12 protein-coding genes and 1 pseudogene are annotated in these 14,029 nt (G+C 54.0%); 5 read left to right on the top strand and 8 right to left on the bottom strand.

Annotation, left to right across the window (positions count from 1 at the left end; all coding sequences use genetic code 11):
• Positions 1-109: pseudogene (locus ACUHMQ_RS15705) on the top strand (IS5/IS1182 family transposase); the annotation flags it as partial.
• A 72-nt stretch (positions 110-181) separates the two neighbouring features.
• Here the strand turns inward: ACUHMQ_RS15705 and lspA are convergent.
• From lspA to flgA, 4 genes are all read right to left on the bottom strand, one after another.
• On the bottom strand, positions 182-661 hold the full coding sequence (lspA, locus tag ACUHMQ_RS15700; RefSeq protein ID WP_445296408.1) for a signal peptidase II: 480 nt from the start codon (positions 659-661) through the stop codon (positions 182-184).
• A complete protein-coding gene (gene ileS, locus ACUHMQ_RS15695) occupies positions 654-3,524 on the bottom strand; it encodes an isoleucine--tRNA ligase (protein ID WP_445296407.1) in 2,871 nt (956 codons plus the stop codon). The genes lspA and ileS overlap by 8 nt, the downstream gene beginning before the upstream one ends.
• A gap of 82 nt (positions 3,525-3,606) precedes the next feature.
• Positions 3,607-4,563 carry a bifunctional riboflavin kinase/FAD synthetase gene (locus ACUHMQ_RS15690; protein WP_445296406.1) on the bottom strand — a complete coding sequence of 319 codons (957 nt, stop codon included), beginning with the start codon at positions 4,561-4,563 and terminating at the stop codon, positions 3,607-3,609.
• A gap of 87 nt (positions 4,564-4,650) precedes the next feature.
• A complete protein-coding gene (flgA, locus tag ACUHMQ_RS15685; protein WP_445296405.1) occupies positions 4,651-5,337 on the bottom strand; it encodes a flagellar basal body P-ring formation chaperone FlgA in 687 nt (228 codons plus the stop codon).
• 311 nt (positions 5,338-5,648) lie between these two features.
• Here flgA and ACUHMQ_RS15680 point away from each other — a divergent pair, with 311 nt between their 5' ends.
• The gene (locus tag ACUHMQ_RS15680) at positions 5,649-7,187 is read left to right on the top strand and encodes a DNA recombination protein RmuC (protein ID WP_445296404.1); all 1,539 of its coding nucleotides are present in this window, start codon (positions 5,649-5,651) and stop codon (positions 7,185-7,187) included.
• 126 nt (positions 7,188-7,313) lie between these two features.
• The gene (gene fliD, locus ACUHMQ_RS15675) at positions 7,314-8,240 is read left to right on the top strand and encodes a flagellar filament capping protein FliD (protein WP_445296403.1); all 927 of its coding nucleotides are present in this window, start codon (positions 7,314-7,316) and stop codon (positions 8,238-8,240) included.
• Between the two features lie 46 nt (positions 8,241-8,286).
• Here the strand turns inward: fliD and ACUHMQ_RS15670 are convergent, their stop codons facing one another.
• Entirely contained in the window at positions 8,287-8,586 is a 300-nt protein-coding gene (locus ACUHMQ_RS15670) for an RnfH family protein (protein WP_445296402.1), read from the bottom strand.
• Positions 8,587-8,918: 332 nt separating this feature from the next.
• Positions 8,919-9,389, bottom strand: a complete 471-nt coding sequence (locus ACUHMQ_RS15665; RefSeq protein ID WP_445296401.1) for a hypothetical protein — start codon at positions 9,387-9,389, stop codon at positions 8,919-8,921.
• 97 nt (positions 9,390-9,486) lie between these two features.
• On the opposite strand from ACUHMQ_RS15665, the gene ACUHMQ_RS15660 reads away from it, so the two are divergent.
• Complete coding sequence (locus tag ACUHMQ_RS15660) at positions 9,487-10,014, top strand: hypothetical protein (RefSeq protein ID WP_445296400.1); 528 nt, start codon at positions 9,487-9,489, stop codon at positions 10,012-10,014.
• A 123-nt stretch (positions 10,015-10,137) separates the two neighbouring features.
• Here ACUHMQ_RS15660 and ACUHMQ_RS15655 read toward each other — a convergent pair whose 3' ends face one another.
• Positions 10,138-10,566, bottom strand: coding sequence for a type II toxin-antitoxin system RatA family toxin (locus ACUHMQ_RS15655; protein ID WP_445296399.1), 429 nt, complete (start codon positions 10,564-10,566; stop codon positions 10,138-10,140).
• A 132-nt stretch (positions 10,567-10,698) separates the two neighbouring features.
• On the opposite strand from ACUHMQ_RS15655, the gene dnaB reads away from it, so the two are divergent.
• A complete protein-coding gene (gene dnaB / locus ACUHMQ_RS15650) occupies positions 10,699-12,111 on the top strand; it encodes a replicative DNA helicase (protein ID WP_445296398.1) in 1,413 nt (470 codons plus the stop codon).
• A gap of 46 nt (positions 12,112-12,157) precedes the next feature.
• Here the strand turns inward: dnaB and ACUHMQ_RS15645 are convergent, their stop codons facing one another.
• Entirely contained in the window at positions 12,158-13,726 is a 1,569-nt protein-coding gene (locus tag ACUHMQ_RS15645; RefSeq protein WP_445296397.1) for a M30 family zinc metallopeptidase, read from the bottom strand.
• Between the last annotated feature and the right edge of the window lie 303 nt (positions 13,727-14,029).

Genomic DNA, 14,029 nt, shown 5'->3' with positions numbered 1-14,029 from the left:
TGCGAGGCTGAAGCATTACCGTGCAGTGGCGTTCCGGTTCGACAAACTGAAACGGAACTATGAAAGCATGGTTGCCATGGCCTGTGGGTTTCTATGGCTACCTATGTGAAACGTCAACAGACCCTAGATTTTTTGTATGCAGACCTGTAGCGCACAAGATGCACGCTACAGGTACATAGCGTTAAGACTTCTGTTTGGGTTTGATGAAACTGTCCAACACCATCAAGGCAGCGCCTACGCATATAGCGGAATCCGCGACGTTAAAGGCTGGCCAATAGAGTCCGCTGTAATGGAGCTGGATGAAATCGATCACATGACCGTAGATGATGCGGTCTATGACATTGCCTATCGCCCCCCCCAGTATCAACGCCATCGCCAAGGCAAAACGGGTTTCGCCATGGTGCTTGCGCAACAGGTTGATGATGACGATGGACACGACAATGGCGAGGCCAGTGAAGAAATGCTTCTGCCAGCCCCCGGCATCAGCCAGGAAGCTGAATGCAGCGCCCGGGTTGTAAGTAAGCACCAGATTGAAAAATGAGGTGATTCGGAAGCTGTCGCCGTAATGCATCAGATGCTCGATCAGCTGTTTGCTGACCTGATCAAGCAACACGATGGATGCGGCCAGCCAAAGCCAGCGGGCCATACCACGTTTAAGCATGGGCACGCACCTCACCACTGCTGAACAGATTGCTGACGCAACGACTACACAGTGCAGCGTGTTCGGTATGACGGCCGACGTCCGCACGGTAGTGCCAGCAACGCTCGCACTTCGCCGCAACTGAAGGCTGGACACTAACCTGGGTCTGCTCACCTGCCTGCAATACCAGATTGGAGACGATCAGCACAAATTTCAGGTCGTCGCCCAATGCAGCGAGCAGCGGGTACAACTTGGCATCGGCGGTGATGGTCAATTCGGCTTGCAGGCTGGAACCAATGCTGCCTGCCTCACGCAATATTTCCATTTCCTTCTTCGACAACGCCACAACGTCACGCACACCTGCCCAGTCGCTGGCGAGCTTGGCTGTATCGCCTGGCTGTGGGAGCTCGTACCAGGTGTTCAGCAGCGGACTGTCGTCCGTGTTGCCATTCAAAGTGTTCCAGACTTCGTCTGCGGTGAAGCTCAGCACCGGGGCCAGCAGCAAGGCTAGGCTGCGGGTGATGTGGTATAGCGCAGTCTGGGCTGAGCGACGGGCGGGGCTGTTGGCGGCTGTGGTGTAGAGCCGGTCCTTCAGAATGTCGAGGTAGAAGCCACCAAGGTCATCCGCGCAATAATGGTGAACAGCCTGCATGGCGGTATGGAAGCTGTAACGGGTGTAATCCGCCGTCACGGTATCGTGAAACTGCTTGGCCATAACCAAGGCGTAACGGTCGATCGTCAGCATCTGGTCAACGGCCACCAGATCCTTGCCGGCATCGAAGTCACTCAGGTTAGCCAGCAGGAAGCGCAGGGTGTTGCGCATACGGCGATAGCTGTCAGCAACGCGCTTGAGGATTTCGTCCGAGATGCTCATCTCACCGGAATAGTCGGTACTGGCTGCCCAAAGGCGCAACATGTCCGCACCGTATTGGTCGATCACCTTTTGCGGGGCGACGACATTGCCCTTGGACTTGGACATCTTTTCGCCCTTGCCATCGACGGTGAAGCCGTGGGTCAGGAGCTGCTTATAGGGCGCGCGGCCTTCGGTTGCGCAGCCGGTGAGCAATGATGACTGGAACCAGCCACGATGCTGGTCCGAACCCTCCAAATAGAGATCGGCAGGCCAAGCCAGTGCCGGGCGTTGCTTGAGTACGGCAAAATGCGTCGAGCCGGAATCAAACCAGACATCCAGCGTGTCGTTGAGTTTGTCGTAATCCTTGGCTTCGTCACCCAGCAATTCCGCCGGGTCGAGCAGGAACCAGGCATTGATACCGGTTTCTTCCACCTTCTTGGCGACGGCTTCCAACAATTCCAGCGAACGTGGGTGCAATTCCCCGGTGACCTTGTGAACGAAGAAGGTCATCGGTGTGCCCCAGTTACGCTGGCGCGATACACACCAGTCCGGGCGGTTGTTGATCATCGCTTCGAGGCGTGGGCGACCCCAGTCGGGGAAGAACTCCGTATTGTCCACCGCTTTTTGGGCGACGGAGCGCAAGGAAACGCCCGCATGGCCCGGTTTTTCCATGCTGATGAACCATTGTGCAGTCGCACGGAAGATGATGGGCGTCTTATGCCGCCAGCAGTGGGGATAACTGTGATTGAGCCGCAAGCTGGCAAGCAACAATTCGTTCTCGGCTAGCTTTTCGATAACCAATGGGTTGGCTTCCCATACCGTTTTGCCTTCGAATAACGCCACGCCAGCTTTATAACGACCATCGTTGCCGACCGGGTTTTCATCAGGCAGGCCGTAACGCTGGGCAACCAGCCAGTCATCCAGGCCGTGTGCCGGCGCGGTATGTACGAGGCCAGTACCGGCATCAGTGGTGACATGGTTGCCGAGAATGATCACCGACTCTCGGTCGTAGAACGGGTGCACAAGCTTCAGGTGTTCAAGCTTGCTGCCGTGAACTTGTGCCACAACTTCCACTGATTCAAAGCCAAAGCGCTTGATGGCGGATTCTGCCAGCTCACGTACCAGGATCAACAAGCCTTTAGGGGTCTGGATCAGGTCATAAGTCAGTTCCGGATGCACACAAACGGCGTAGTTGGCCGGCAGGGTCCAGGGTGTGGTGGTCCAGATCACGGCATAAGCGGGCACATCGGCGATGTCCTGCAAAGGCACGCCGAATGCCTTCGCCAGCGCGGCTTGGTCCTTGACCGGGAATGCAACGTCGATGGCGGGACTGTTCTTGTCTTCGTATTCGACTTCCGCCTCTGCCAGGGAGGAGCCGCAATCAACACACCAGTGCACCGGCTTCTGACCCTTGACCAGATAGCCGTTGCGATACACCTCGCCGATCGTACGGATGATATTGGCTTCGGTATTGAAAGCCATGGTCTTGTAAGGATTGTCCCAGTCGCCGGTGATGCCGAGGCGGATGAAATCCTTCTTCTGGCGTTCGATCTGGGTTTCGGCGTACTCACGACACAGGGTGCGGACGAAGTCGGCAGGCAGGTGGATCGCCTTTTCATCCAGGCCGTTTTCCTTGCGGAACGCAACGATCTTGGCGTGGATGGTTGGATTGGCCGCCACTGCGGTCTTGTCACCCTTCACGATCTTTTCGATCTGATGTTCGATGGGCAACCCATGGCAATCCCAGCCTGGCACATACGGCGCATCGAAACCCGACAGGGTCTTGGTCTTGACGATGATGTCCTTCAGCACCTTGTTGACGGCGTGGCCGATGTGGATGTCGCCATTGGCGTAGGGGGGGCCGTCGTGCAGGATGAACTTGGGCCGGCCTGCGCTCGCTTTGCGGACCCGCTCGTACAGCTTCTGGTCTTGCCAGCGTTGCAGAAAACCAGGCTCGCGCTTCGCCAGATCGCCCCGCATGGGAAAGGGGGTATCAAGCAGGTTGACGGGGTACTTGTTCTGTTCAGACATATATTTTCAGTTCAATTCGATGAATTCAGGATCACGGCAGCACAGGGTGGCTGCCGGCGTAATACGTGCTGCCCCCGCTCGCTCACGAACGGGGGAGGCTAATTCGTTCGCTGTGATGGCGTTCGCGGTAATAGGCGCGGGCGTTTTCCACGTCGATCTGGATCTGGGCAATCAGTGGCTCCAGCCCGTCGTACTTTTCCTCTTCACGTAGTTTCTTGAGGAAGTCGACCCGGAGGTGCTTGCCGTAAATATCGCCGCTGAAGTCCAGCAGGTGGACCTCCAGCGACATATGACCCGACTGGTCTACTGTGGGTTGTAGTCCAAGGCTGGCTGCGCCGGCGAGAGGCTGGCCCAACCCATGCACCTCCACCACGAAAATACCCATCAGAGGGGGGCGGTTGTGTTTTACCTGGATATTGGCGGTAGGGAAGCCAATTTCCCGGCCAAGTTTACGCCCATGTTTTACACGGCCGCTGATGCTGTAAGGGCGACCCAGCAGCTGGTTAGCCGCATCCATGTCACCACGGGCTAGTGCATCACGCACGGCAGTGCTGGAAGCACGTTGGCCATCAACGGCAATTTCGGGCATGGCCTCGGCCAGAAAACCATATTGATGTCCCAACAGCGCGAGCTTGGCATTGTCGCCGCTGCGCCCCTTGCCGAAGCGGAAGTCATCGCCCACCAGCACGTAGCGTGCGTCGAGTTGCTTGGAAACAATGTCGCCCGCAAATTCTTCCGCGCTGAGCGAAGCAAAGGCGCGGTTGAAATGGGCGAAGTAAACGCGATCGATGCCGGCTTCCCGCAGCAGCTCCAGTTTTTCCCGCAGGCTGGACAGCCTTGCCGGTGCCGCATCTGGCGTGAACAACTCACGCGGATGTGGTTCGAAAGTCAGTACCGCAGCGGGCAGGCTCATGCGTTTGGCTTCGCCTACAAGGCGATCAAGCATTGCCCGGTGGCCCAGATGCAGGCCATCGAAATTACCGATGGTGAGTGCGCAGGGACCAACAGAACGAAAGGGGGCGCCACGGAATACCAGCATGAATGAAATGTGACAATCGGCGAGGGAAGACAGGCGATTCTACTTCCCGGGGGCTTGGGGGTCCAGGCGACTTGCTAGGGGAGCAGGCTAATAACGTACATCCACCGTACTATTGGTGCGTGCTATTCCTTGCACGGTAGCGCCGGAGATCATCTTGACGCTGATCTGCTGGCCTTCCCCTGCATTACTCATCGCGCGTCCTTCGCTCACCACCTCGAAGCCGTTGCCTTTGGCGACTACTCTGACCATCTCATTTGCCTTGATGGTAAAGGGCGCACGCAACTGGTCGCTACGTATTGGCGCACCCGCGGCTGTGCCGCCAACCAAGGTACGGCCGATGGCTTCCTTGTATTCGGTTACTACGGTCGGCGGCAGCTGGGCTAGGTCGCCGCTGCGCTGCTCTATATCGTTCTCGGTCAGCTCCTGGCCGGCCGGCAGAGCGCGTGCACTGACCCAGTAATCGGTCTGAATGGAAATCGCGACCGGAATATTCACCGACCACTTGGCGCCCTTGTTGCAAACGACACGTACACTGCTGTTGCCTATCAGACGGTTACCTTGCGCCAGTTTCACATCAAGCTGCTGACATGGCGCCAAGCGCAGGCGGGAATCCAGGCGGGCCAGTTGATAGGTGGCGCGATCGCCATGATCAGCCAGTTGCCCAGCCAGAAACTGACTGGCTGCATCGCTGATGGCGGCATGGCTTTGAACAGCATCGTCCGCCAAGGCCAGCGTGGCGCTGAAAAGTAAGAGGAATGGAATACAACGCAACATCGGCAGCAACTTATGACGTCGGATTTTTAGTTTGGAATGCTAAGCAAGGAAACGCAAGCGGTGTGAAGGCTGTCTGATGGCTGAATCATCTGTTCAAGTTCACGATCGCGCTCCCTATTCGTTTAAACATTGGCGTAAGGCATGCACTTGCTGCAACAAATGCCAGCTATTTAGCTATATGTAAGAACCTGCTCACGATCCTACTGCGCAGTTGTGATCAGGACAAATGTACCAATTAAACGTATCGAAGCAGAAGTCAGCCTGTTCAGCGTATCATCGCTGCCGAACTTAATGCATTTGGAATAAACCCTATGATCGAAGTCTTATTCGGGATCGTGGCGCTGGTGGTATTACTGGCCGGAGGCTTGGTGGTGGTACGGCTTGGCCAGCTTGCGCAAGCCCAGCAGACCACGCTGGACCTCTTGACCTCGCAGCTGGAGGAAAAACACCGGGCTATGCTGCAGGACCTGCATGCGGGCCTTACCCGGCAGTCCGAGGCCTTGGTTCATGGTTTTGCCGGGCAGACCGAGCGCCTGCGCAGTGGCATTATTGAATCCGGCGAGCGCTTGCGTGACAGCGTCGGCCAGTCGTTTGACCGTTTGCGTGAGGCGGTGGGCAATGAACTCAAGGATACACGGGTCGGCCTGGACAATCTGCGTACGAGCCAGACTGAAGCGCTTCAAACCGCACAGATTGCGCAGACCGGCGCGCTGCAATCGATGCAGTTGACGCAAGGGCAGGCGCTGGCGGATAGCCGTGAAGCGATAGCCAAACAGTTGGCCGATATCTCGCAGGCTGTGCAGCAAAAGCAAGACAAGCTGCGTACCGAAGTGCTTGGAACAGTCAGCAAACTGGTGGGGGAACAGGGTAGGGCGCAGCAGGAACTGCTGTTGAATACCTTGCGGCGTACTACTGAGCAGTTGACCCAGACGATCGGCCAATTGACGTTAACTGTGGATAAGCGGCTGGAGCAGATTTCCGGCAAGGTGACCGAGCGCCTGGATGAAGGCTTCAAGAAAACCAACGAAACCTTTGCCAGCGTCATGGCGCGCCTTGCCACCATTGATGAAGCGCAGAAGAAAATCGATGGTCTGACGACCAATGTGATCAGCTTGCAAGAGCTGCTGGGTGACAAGCGCTCTCGTGGCGCATTCGGTGAAGTGCAGCTTGAGCACTTGGTGGGCAACGTCCTTCCGACCGATTGCTACCAGCTGCAAGCCACGCTTTCCAATGGCACGCGCGTGGATTGCCTGTTGAAACTGCCTGAGCCTACCGGCCTGGTGGCAGTTGATTCCAAGTTTCCCCTCGAAAATTACCACCGCATGTTTGGCCCGACGGTGAGCGAAGCCGATAGAACAGTTGCCCAGCGCCAATTCAGAGCGGACGTCAAGAAGCATATCGATGCTATTGCCGATAAGTACATTGTCGCTGGCGAGACAGCCGATGGTGCGGTGATGTTTGTTCCTGCAGAGGCGGTATTCGCCGAAATCCACGCCTACAACCCCGAGCTGGTGCAATATGCCATGGGTAAGCGGGTATGGATCGTGTCGCCCACCACCATGATGGCAGTACTGAATACAGCCCGTGCAGTCATCAAGGATGTGGAAACCCGCCAACAGGTCCATATCATCAAGGCTGCCCTGTCGCGTCTTTCGGAAGACTTCCGTCGTTTCGATACGCGAATGAAGAATCTGGCGACCCATATCCGCCAAGCGCATGAGGATGCGCAGCAAGTGCAGATATCCAGCGAGAAGATCAGTAAACGCTTTGTCGAGATCGAGCATGTCCGCCTGGACGAGCCATCACACGCGCCCATGTTGCCGGAAGAGCCGGCATTGATGAGTGAGTGAAGATCACGGCTGCGCAGCAAGAGCGTAAGGGTGCCTTTGGTCGAATCGCTTGTGCGGAACGGTGTGCTTCTTGCTTTAAATTGACGGTGGAAGTTGTCATCCCGTCCATTGCGTAGGAGGTGCATCATGTCCATCAATACCAATGCCATCAATGGCTTTGTGACAAGCCTGACCAAGAACAAGAACAAGCAGGACGAAGCCAACGCTGGGGATGCAGGCAGCTTTGCTTTGCAGCTTGCCCAATTTCAGCCCCAGAATCTCAATACCCTGTTAAATGCGGCATTCGACGGTACCAAGTCGGAAGACCCGCTGACTGCTCAGTCCACGGCCGGGATAGCAGGGGGCATGAGGAATGGCTTGTCTGCCGATGGCCGTAATCTTTCGTTGTTTGATCCGGAGTCAGGTTACAAGATGATGAGTGTAATCCGGCAACGCGAGGTGTCGTATCAGGCAGAATTTGCCGCCCTGACGGAAATGAAAACCGAGCTCAATGATATTCAGCAGGAAGGCGAAGAGCTGGCGGAGCTAACGACGTCGACTGATAACAGCAAGATCAAGGCGGAACTCTCGGAATTTGTTGATGAATACAATGCCTGGGTCCGGCAGTTTGATACCGAGATGAAAGCAGGCGGCGCATTGGCGGATTCAAATGCAGCCAAGGTGTCGCGTTATGAGCTGGACCAACGTATTGAAAGCCCATTCACTGGCGCGCAGTATGGCATCCGAGGTATGGCTGAGCTGGGTCTGACGATAGATCCAAATACCAAACTGGCCACTCTGGATACGCAAAAATTCGATGCTGTCCTTGCTGGCAATAAGGTTGGTGCAGTTGAGACGATCCGGGCATTTAGTGGCGATTTTGCCAAGTCGGCTGCCATGCTCAATGCCGACAACAATTTCATCAGCAATCGACTCGCTAACCTTGATCGGGTCATCGAATATATCGGTACGAATAAAACCAGCCTGCAGGCTGAATTTGGATTGGGCGATGCACCCAAAGTGGCTGGTATTACCCAGGCTTTGGCAAGCTATAAGGCGGTTTCACGCACTTGATCCTTGGCCACCGTCTAATTCACTACATAGGGCCAGGAGCCTGATTTCAGTCAGGCTGATTGGCCTTTTTCATAGTTTTTCCTGCCGCAACCCGTTCGCGTCGCACTACTTTAGGATCGGCCAGTAGAGGGCGGTAGATTTCAACCCTGTCCTTTTCCCGCAATACCGTACTAAGCGGGCAAGCACGGCCAAAGATACCCACCTTGTTCACCGCCAAATCAATGCCGGGAAAACGCACGAGCAGGCCAGAGGCGAGAATGGCGTCCTCCACGGTGCTCCCCTCGGTTAATTCCAATGTTACGAGGTATTGTTGTGCCGGCTCGGCGTAGGCAACTTCAATGTACATATTGCATGAAACTTCGTCGGCAAGGGATTGATTGGAAAGAAAAATAGGCTAAACCATTAGTCGCCGATAAAGGGTCGAGACCCCCGTCCTTACTGATCTTTAAGTTAGATACAGATGTAGTTCAGGATCGTTATGGCGGTAGAAAAACGAAAACTCGGTAGAAAAACAAAAGTTGATGATGGCGGCGCTAGGTAGCCTGCGCACCTTTTTTGCCATCCTAACGCCACGCAGGATAACTGTATGGTGCAACAGAAAGTCCTGATTTTGTCCTTAGAATTGAACAGTAGCAACCGTGTTGAATTTCGCTCTAGTAAAGCCTTTATAGATACTACTCAGATTGGTAATAAGCAAAGGACCCGTAGCCTGCGGAAGGCTTCCTTATTATGTGGCCTGTTGACTGTTGTCTTACTGAGCGGTTGTGGTGGTGGCGACGAAGCCAGCCCTCCGCCCGCAAATACGGTAGTGAGTGCCGGTGGAGGCGCGGATACTACGTCAACCTCGACGACGGCTGCACCGCCAGTTACAACTGTACCGCCGACTACGACTACAAGTACGCCCCCGGTTGTGGGTGTACCACCGACTACGACTTCAGGTACACCACCAGTTGTGGGTGTACCACCGACTACGACTTCAGGTACACCACCAGTTGTGGGTGTACCGCCGACTACGACTTCAGGTACGCCCCCGGTTGTGGGTGTACCACCGACTACGACTTCAGGTACGCCCCCGGTTGTGGGTGTGCCACCGACTACGACTTCAGGTACACCACCACCGACTACGACCACAACTACGCCGCCAGTCACGACTGTGCCGCCAACTACGACTACGGCCCCGGCCAGTATTGCCAGTAGGCAGGCACTCTATGACTTTGTGAAGGAAGGGGGGGAGCGTGGTCGGGTTATGGAAATGCCGTACCGTGCTGACAATAGCCGCAAGGACCGGTTGTTTGGGTACCAAGGATTGGTATTCCGTGGTGATACAAGAGCACCCCATCTGGTTGCGGGTAGTGATGGCTTTGACAGTAAGAAAGTCTTACATGTGCCAGTTAATCTGCTGGAGGCGCAAGGACTATTGGGGCCTGCGATGGGCGCTACTGGGCAGGCTGGTGTCTCTACGGCCAAGAAACTGGAAAATGCCTTTTACTATTGCGCTGGTATGCATGACGGATATATCTACATCATAGATACAGCTAGGTTGCCAGCTCTGGAAGCTGCTTACGATATGGCTGAGATCACCATCCAAAATGGCTACAAGAAAAGTGATGAGACAGGTGGTGAAGTTAATGTGACCAAGATTCCATTCGCTGCTGTTGTTGGCTGGATTACAATCCCGAACGCTGATGATGTATTAGCTGACGGCGCGGACGCGATGCTGCGAACCCTTAACATAGATTGGGTGCACTTTAACCCGCACTATGCATTGAGTTAAACCTATTGCTTGAGGTTGGCTGCAGCTGCCGGCCGTGGAATGTGGGGCATACCTTGACTGGGTAATGCCCCACACTTGTTTGCAGCAGGCACTCGGCAGGGCACGGGTTTTGACAACACGGTGTCACCCATGGCGCCGGTCGGCTTCCTTTACAAAGGCATCGACAAAGGTACTGGCTATTTTGTTGAACACTGGCCCAACCAGCTTTTCCAATGCGGCATTGGAAAATTCATAGTCCAATTCAAACTCCACTTTGCAGGCGTCTTCCATCAAGGCATGGAACCGCCAAGCGCCCTTGAGCTGCTTGAACGGCCCTTGTTTGAGCGCCATCTGGATGACCATGCCATCCTTACGATTCTCTGTCGTGAATGAGGAAGACAAGCCAAGGTAGTCGATGCCTATCGTCGCTACCGTCCATTCAGGGTCTCGCTGATGTAGCTGGGTGCTGCCGCACCATGGCAGGAAGCTCGGATAGTCTTCGACCTGGTCTACCAACGCAAACATGAAGGAAGCAGGGTGAGGAACGAGCACAGATTTACGAACTTGCGGCATTGACTGGACAACTTATTAATTGATGGAACGATAGCAATAGGTAAGACGGTAGGGGTTGCAGCGTTGTTGTAACGGTATAATGCGGCCTCTCTACGAAAAGCCATTCGACGGGGTGTTCAGCCCCTGGAACCTATGCAACTCGACCAATACGACGATTTCGACCTTGCCGTGGCAGACCCTCAGGTTGCAGCCATCCGTACTCCACCCCATTCGGTGGAGGCAGAACAATCGGTGTTGGGTGGTTTGCTGATCGATAACCGGTCCTGGGACCGTATCGCCGATATTCTGACCGAAAGCGATTTTTATCGCGATGATCACCGGGTGATCTTCCGGCATGTGTCCCGGTTGATTGAAACCGGCCGGCCTGCCGATGCGGTAACCGTGGCTGAGTCGTTGGAAAACAACAACCAGCTCGCCTACATCGGCGGCCTGACCTACCTTGCCAGCCTGGCGCAGAATGTACCTAGCGCGGCCAACATGAAACGGTACGGCGAGATTGTACGCGAACGTTCCATCATGCGTCAGCTCGCGGTTATCGGTACCGAAATTGCCGATGGTGCGTACAACCCCGCTGGCCGGGAAGCAGCCGATCTGCTGGACGAAGCCGAAGGCAAGGTGTTCGAAATTGCCGAGCAGTCTGCGCGAGGCAAGCAGGGCTTCCTTGCCATGCCGGATCTGCTAAAGGAAGTAGTAACCCGTATCGACGAGCTTTACAGCCGTGACAACCCCGATGCAGTCACAGGTACGCCGACCGGTTTTGTCGACCTTGATGCACGAACCTCCGGCTTGCAGCCCGGCGACCTGATTATTGTTGCTGGCCGCCCTTCGATGGGTAAGACAGCCTTTTCCGTCAATATCGCCGAAAATGTTGCGCTCGACTCGGAAAAGCCGGTTGCTATCTTTTCAATGGAAATGGGTGGTGCGCAGCTGGCGATGCGGATGATTGGCTCGGTAGGCCGGCTGGACCAGCACAAGATCAAAACCGGGCGCTTTGAAGACGATGATTGGCAGAAGCTTACCTATGCAGCGGGTAAGCTTTCTGAAGCGAACATCTTTATCGATGAAACCCCTGGCCTAACCGCACTGGAATTGCGCGCCCGTGCCCGCCGGTTGGCACGTCAGTTCGATGGCAAGCTCGGCTTGATTGTGATCGACTATATCCAGCTGATGTCAGGCTCCGGCAGGGACCAGAACCGTGCTACGGAAGTGGGCGAAATCTCACGCTCGTTGAAAGGTCTTGCGAAGGAGTTGCGTGTACCGGTGATTGCGCTGTCGCAGCTTTCCCGCTCGGTAGAGCAGCGGCCAAACAAGCGGCCCATGATGTCCGACCTGCGCGAATCCGGTGCCATTGAGCAGGATGCGGACTTGATCATGTTCTTGTACCGCGATGAATACTACAACCCGGACTCTCCTGACAAAGGCCTGGCCGAGGTCATTATAAGCAAGCATCGTAATGGCCCGACCGGCACAGTACGGCTGACCTTCCTGGGCCATTATTCGCGCTTTGAAAATGCGGCGCATGGTGGTTGGGCGGATGGTGAATAAATCAAAAAAGGGCGAATTCAATTCGCCCGTTTTATTTAAAAACTACTTATTGAATATAAATTGACAGCGTCACGCCAGGCGGGACTTTAACGTCTCTTACATATTGTCCCGTTTGATTATGTTCAACCAGCGGTAAGTGGCTATAAGGCGCAATCGCATCTGGCAGCGTAGTCGGGAAGCTGAAGTATTTCGCTATATCAGCGCCGTTCCATGCTGGTGAGGTGTAATCGCCAACTTTCACGCCGGGATAACCATAACCAGCTGGCAGTGCTTTTGCATCGGGAAATGCCAGCATACTGCCCCAACGCCTGAATGCATCTTCAAACCCAGTGCCGCCACTGGCGCGGATGGCTTCGTCTACGGCATCAATACCGGTACCTTTCGCTTTCAGCAATTCGCGATAAATACCTGTTCCGTATTGATGAACAAGGAAAATCAGGAAAGCTTGGCCGCTCTTATAATAATTCTGGCTGCACTTCTGATGGATATCAGTTCCTATCTCCCCTACATTTGTAGTCAAAGAACATGCATAATATTGCGATTTGAACCAGTGTGCAGGTTCTTGATCTGCTGTAGATCGATTGGGAAATCGAGACATCAAGACAATATAGTCATGTGATGAGGCTATACTTTCCTCAAGCCATCTATCGAACTTGCGACTTTCATCATGTTGTGCGACACGAGGATAAAAATGGTTTAAGTGGGTTAATTCATGAACGACTGAGCCTAATAGAATAGGAAGCATTGCTTGATATTCATCAAGATCTAGACACTGTTCAGCAGGTTGCTGAAAGCAGCTAAGCCATGTGCTGCTAATGTATACCATGAGTGAAGCATTACTCTCTGGTCGTTTATACATGTTCTCAGAGTTAAATAAGTCACCCATGCTGGGTGAGAATAAAATATTGACATCCCGTGCTTCTGAGGGAAGCAGATCAATACTATTGGCCGTGTTGGGATAGTTTCCCCATGGCGGAGTGGGGTAATTAGCTACATATTGCTTGAGTATGCCAGGGTAGGTGGGTGTGCCAAATAATAAAGCAGCAATGCGGGCATGATTCTTCTGCATCAGTGGCGTCCATTCCTGGTCTGCCACCCAGATTTTATAATTAAACCCCGCTAGGGTGATTTGGCTCCTTAGCGTGGAGGGAAACTCCTGTTGTGTAATATTCCCTTTTTGGGTATCTATAGCTACCGGCACTTTCCAAATACGTGATTCCTGTGGCACCAGTAAGGCGTCTGAGGCATCTATTGGTATTGGATCTGTCAAAGGCGTTGGGATAAATTTTGTTGGGCTAAAAGGATTTACAGAGAATTGTCTGGGCATTACCTGAGCTTTGTCTTTGGTGTTGCTGAATACCAAGGTCACTTTATTGTCTTTTAGCCCGGTCAGCGATATTGGTAGCGACGTTGTAGTTGCCGTGTCATTCTTATAAGCCCAGACGCCTAAACCAGAACCTGTATATCGGGTACTCTCTGCGCCGCAATTTGCACCACTGCAAGCAACTGCCAAGCTTGCCGCGGGTGGTGTATTGCCACCGCCACAACCTGCTAATGAAATGGCTGATAATAAGCCATATAAAGACAATGCTTTCACGGTGTTGAATGAGTCCATTTCCAACTTTTCTATTCAGAATAAATGACCGAATACTTATTTCCGAATCAATAATCCGGAGATACATTATTCACGAATAGAAATGACGCCTATGGACATCAAACGTTCAAAGGCTCCAGATAATATATTGAACTTTGGTATTGCTAAGCGTCGCTAACAAAACCCTTCTGGCGTTGTTGCGCAAGCTTGCCGTACCCACTTACTGTCTACACTTGCGCGCCTAGCCAGATTCGTTTCGCTGGGTTTTGTTAGCGACGCTAAAGAAGAGATATCAAGGCGAGGTCATGGACTCCAATACGCCGG

It is taken from the genome of Chitinimonas violaceus (assembly GCF_052601015.1).
This window is presented reverse-complemented; position numbering and strand designations above follow the sequence as displayed.

Bases quoted from the DNA above. Each gene is read 5' to 3' on its own strand.
- lspA (WP_445296408.1), bottom strand. From the start codon at position 661: ATGCTTAAACGTGGTATGGCCCGCTGGCTTTGGCTGGCCGCATCCATC.
- ileS (WP_445296407.1), bottom strand. From the start codon at position 3,524: ATGTCTGAACAGAACAAGTACCCCGTCAACCTGCTTGATACCCCCTTT.
- ACUHMQ_RS15690 (WP_445296406.1), bottom strand. From the start codon at position 4,563: ATGCTGGTATTCCGTGGCGCCCCCTTTCGTTCTGTTGGTCCCTGCGCA.
- flgA (WP_445296405.1), bottom strand. From the start codon at position 5,337: ATGTTGCGTTGTATTCCATTCCTCTTACTTTTCAGCGCCACGCTGGCC.
- ACUHMQ_RS15680 (WP_445296404.1), top strand. From the start codon at position 5,649: ATGATCGAAGTCTTATTCGGGATCGTGGCGCTGGTGGTATTACTGGCC.
- fliD (WP_445296403.1), top strand. From the start codon at position 7,314: ATGTCCATCAATACCAATGCCATCAATGGCTTTGTGACAAGCCTGACC.
- ACUHMQ_RS15670 (WP_445296402.1), bottom strand. From the start codon at position 8,586: ATGTACATTGAAGTTGCCTACGCCGAGCCGGCACAACAATACCTCGTA.
- ACUHMQ_RS15660 (WP_445296400.1), top strand. From the start codon at position 9,487: ATGGAAATGCCGTACCGTGCTGACAATAGCCGCAAGGACCGGTTGTTT.
- ACUHMQ_RS15655 (WP_445296399.1), bottom strand. From the start codon at position 10,566: ATGCCGCAAGTTCGTAAATCTGTGCTCGTTCCTCACCCTGCTTCCTTC.
- dnaB (WP_445296398.1), top strand. From the start codon at position 10,699: ATGCAACTCGACCAATACGACGATTTCGACCTTGCCGTGGCAGACCCT.
- ACUHMQ_RS15645 (WP_445296397.1), bottom strand. From the start codon at position 13,726: ATGGACTCATTCAACACCGTGAAAGCATTGTCTTTATATGGCTTATTA.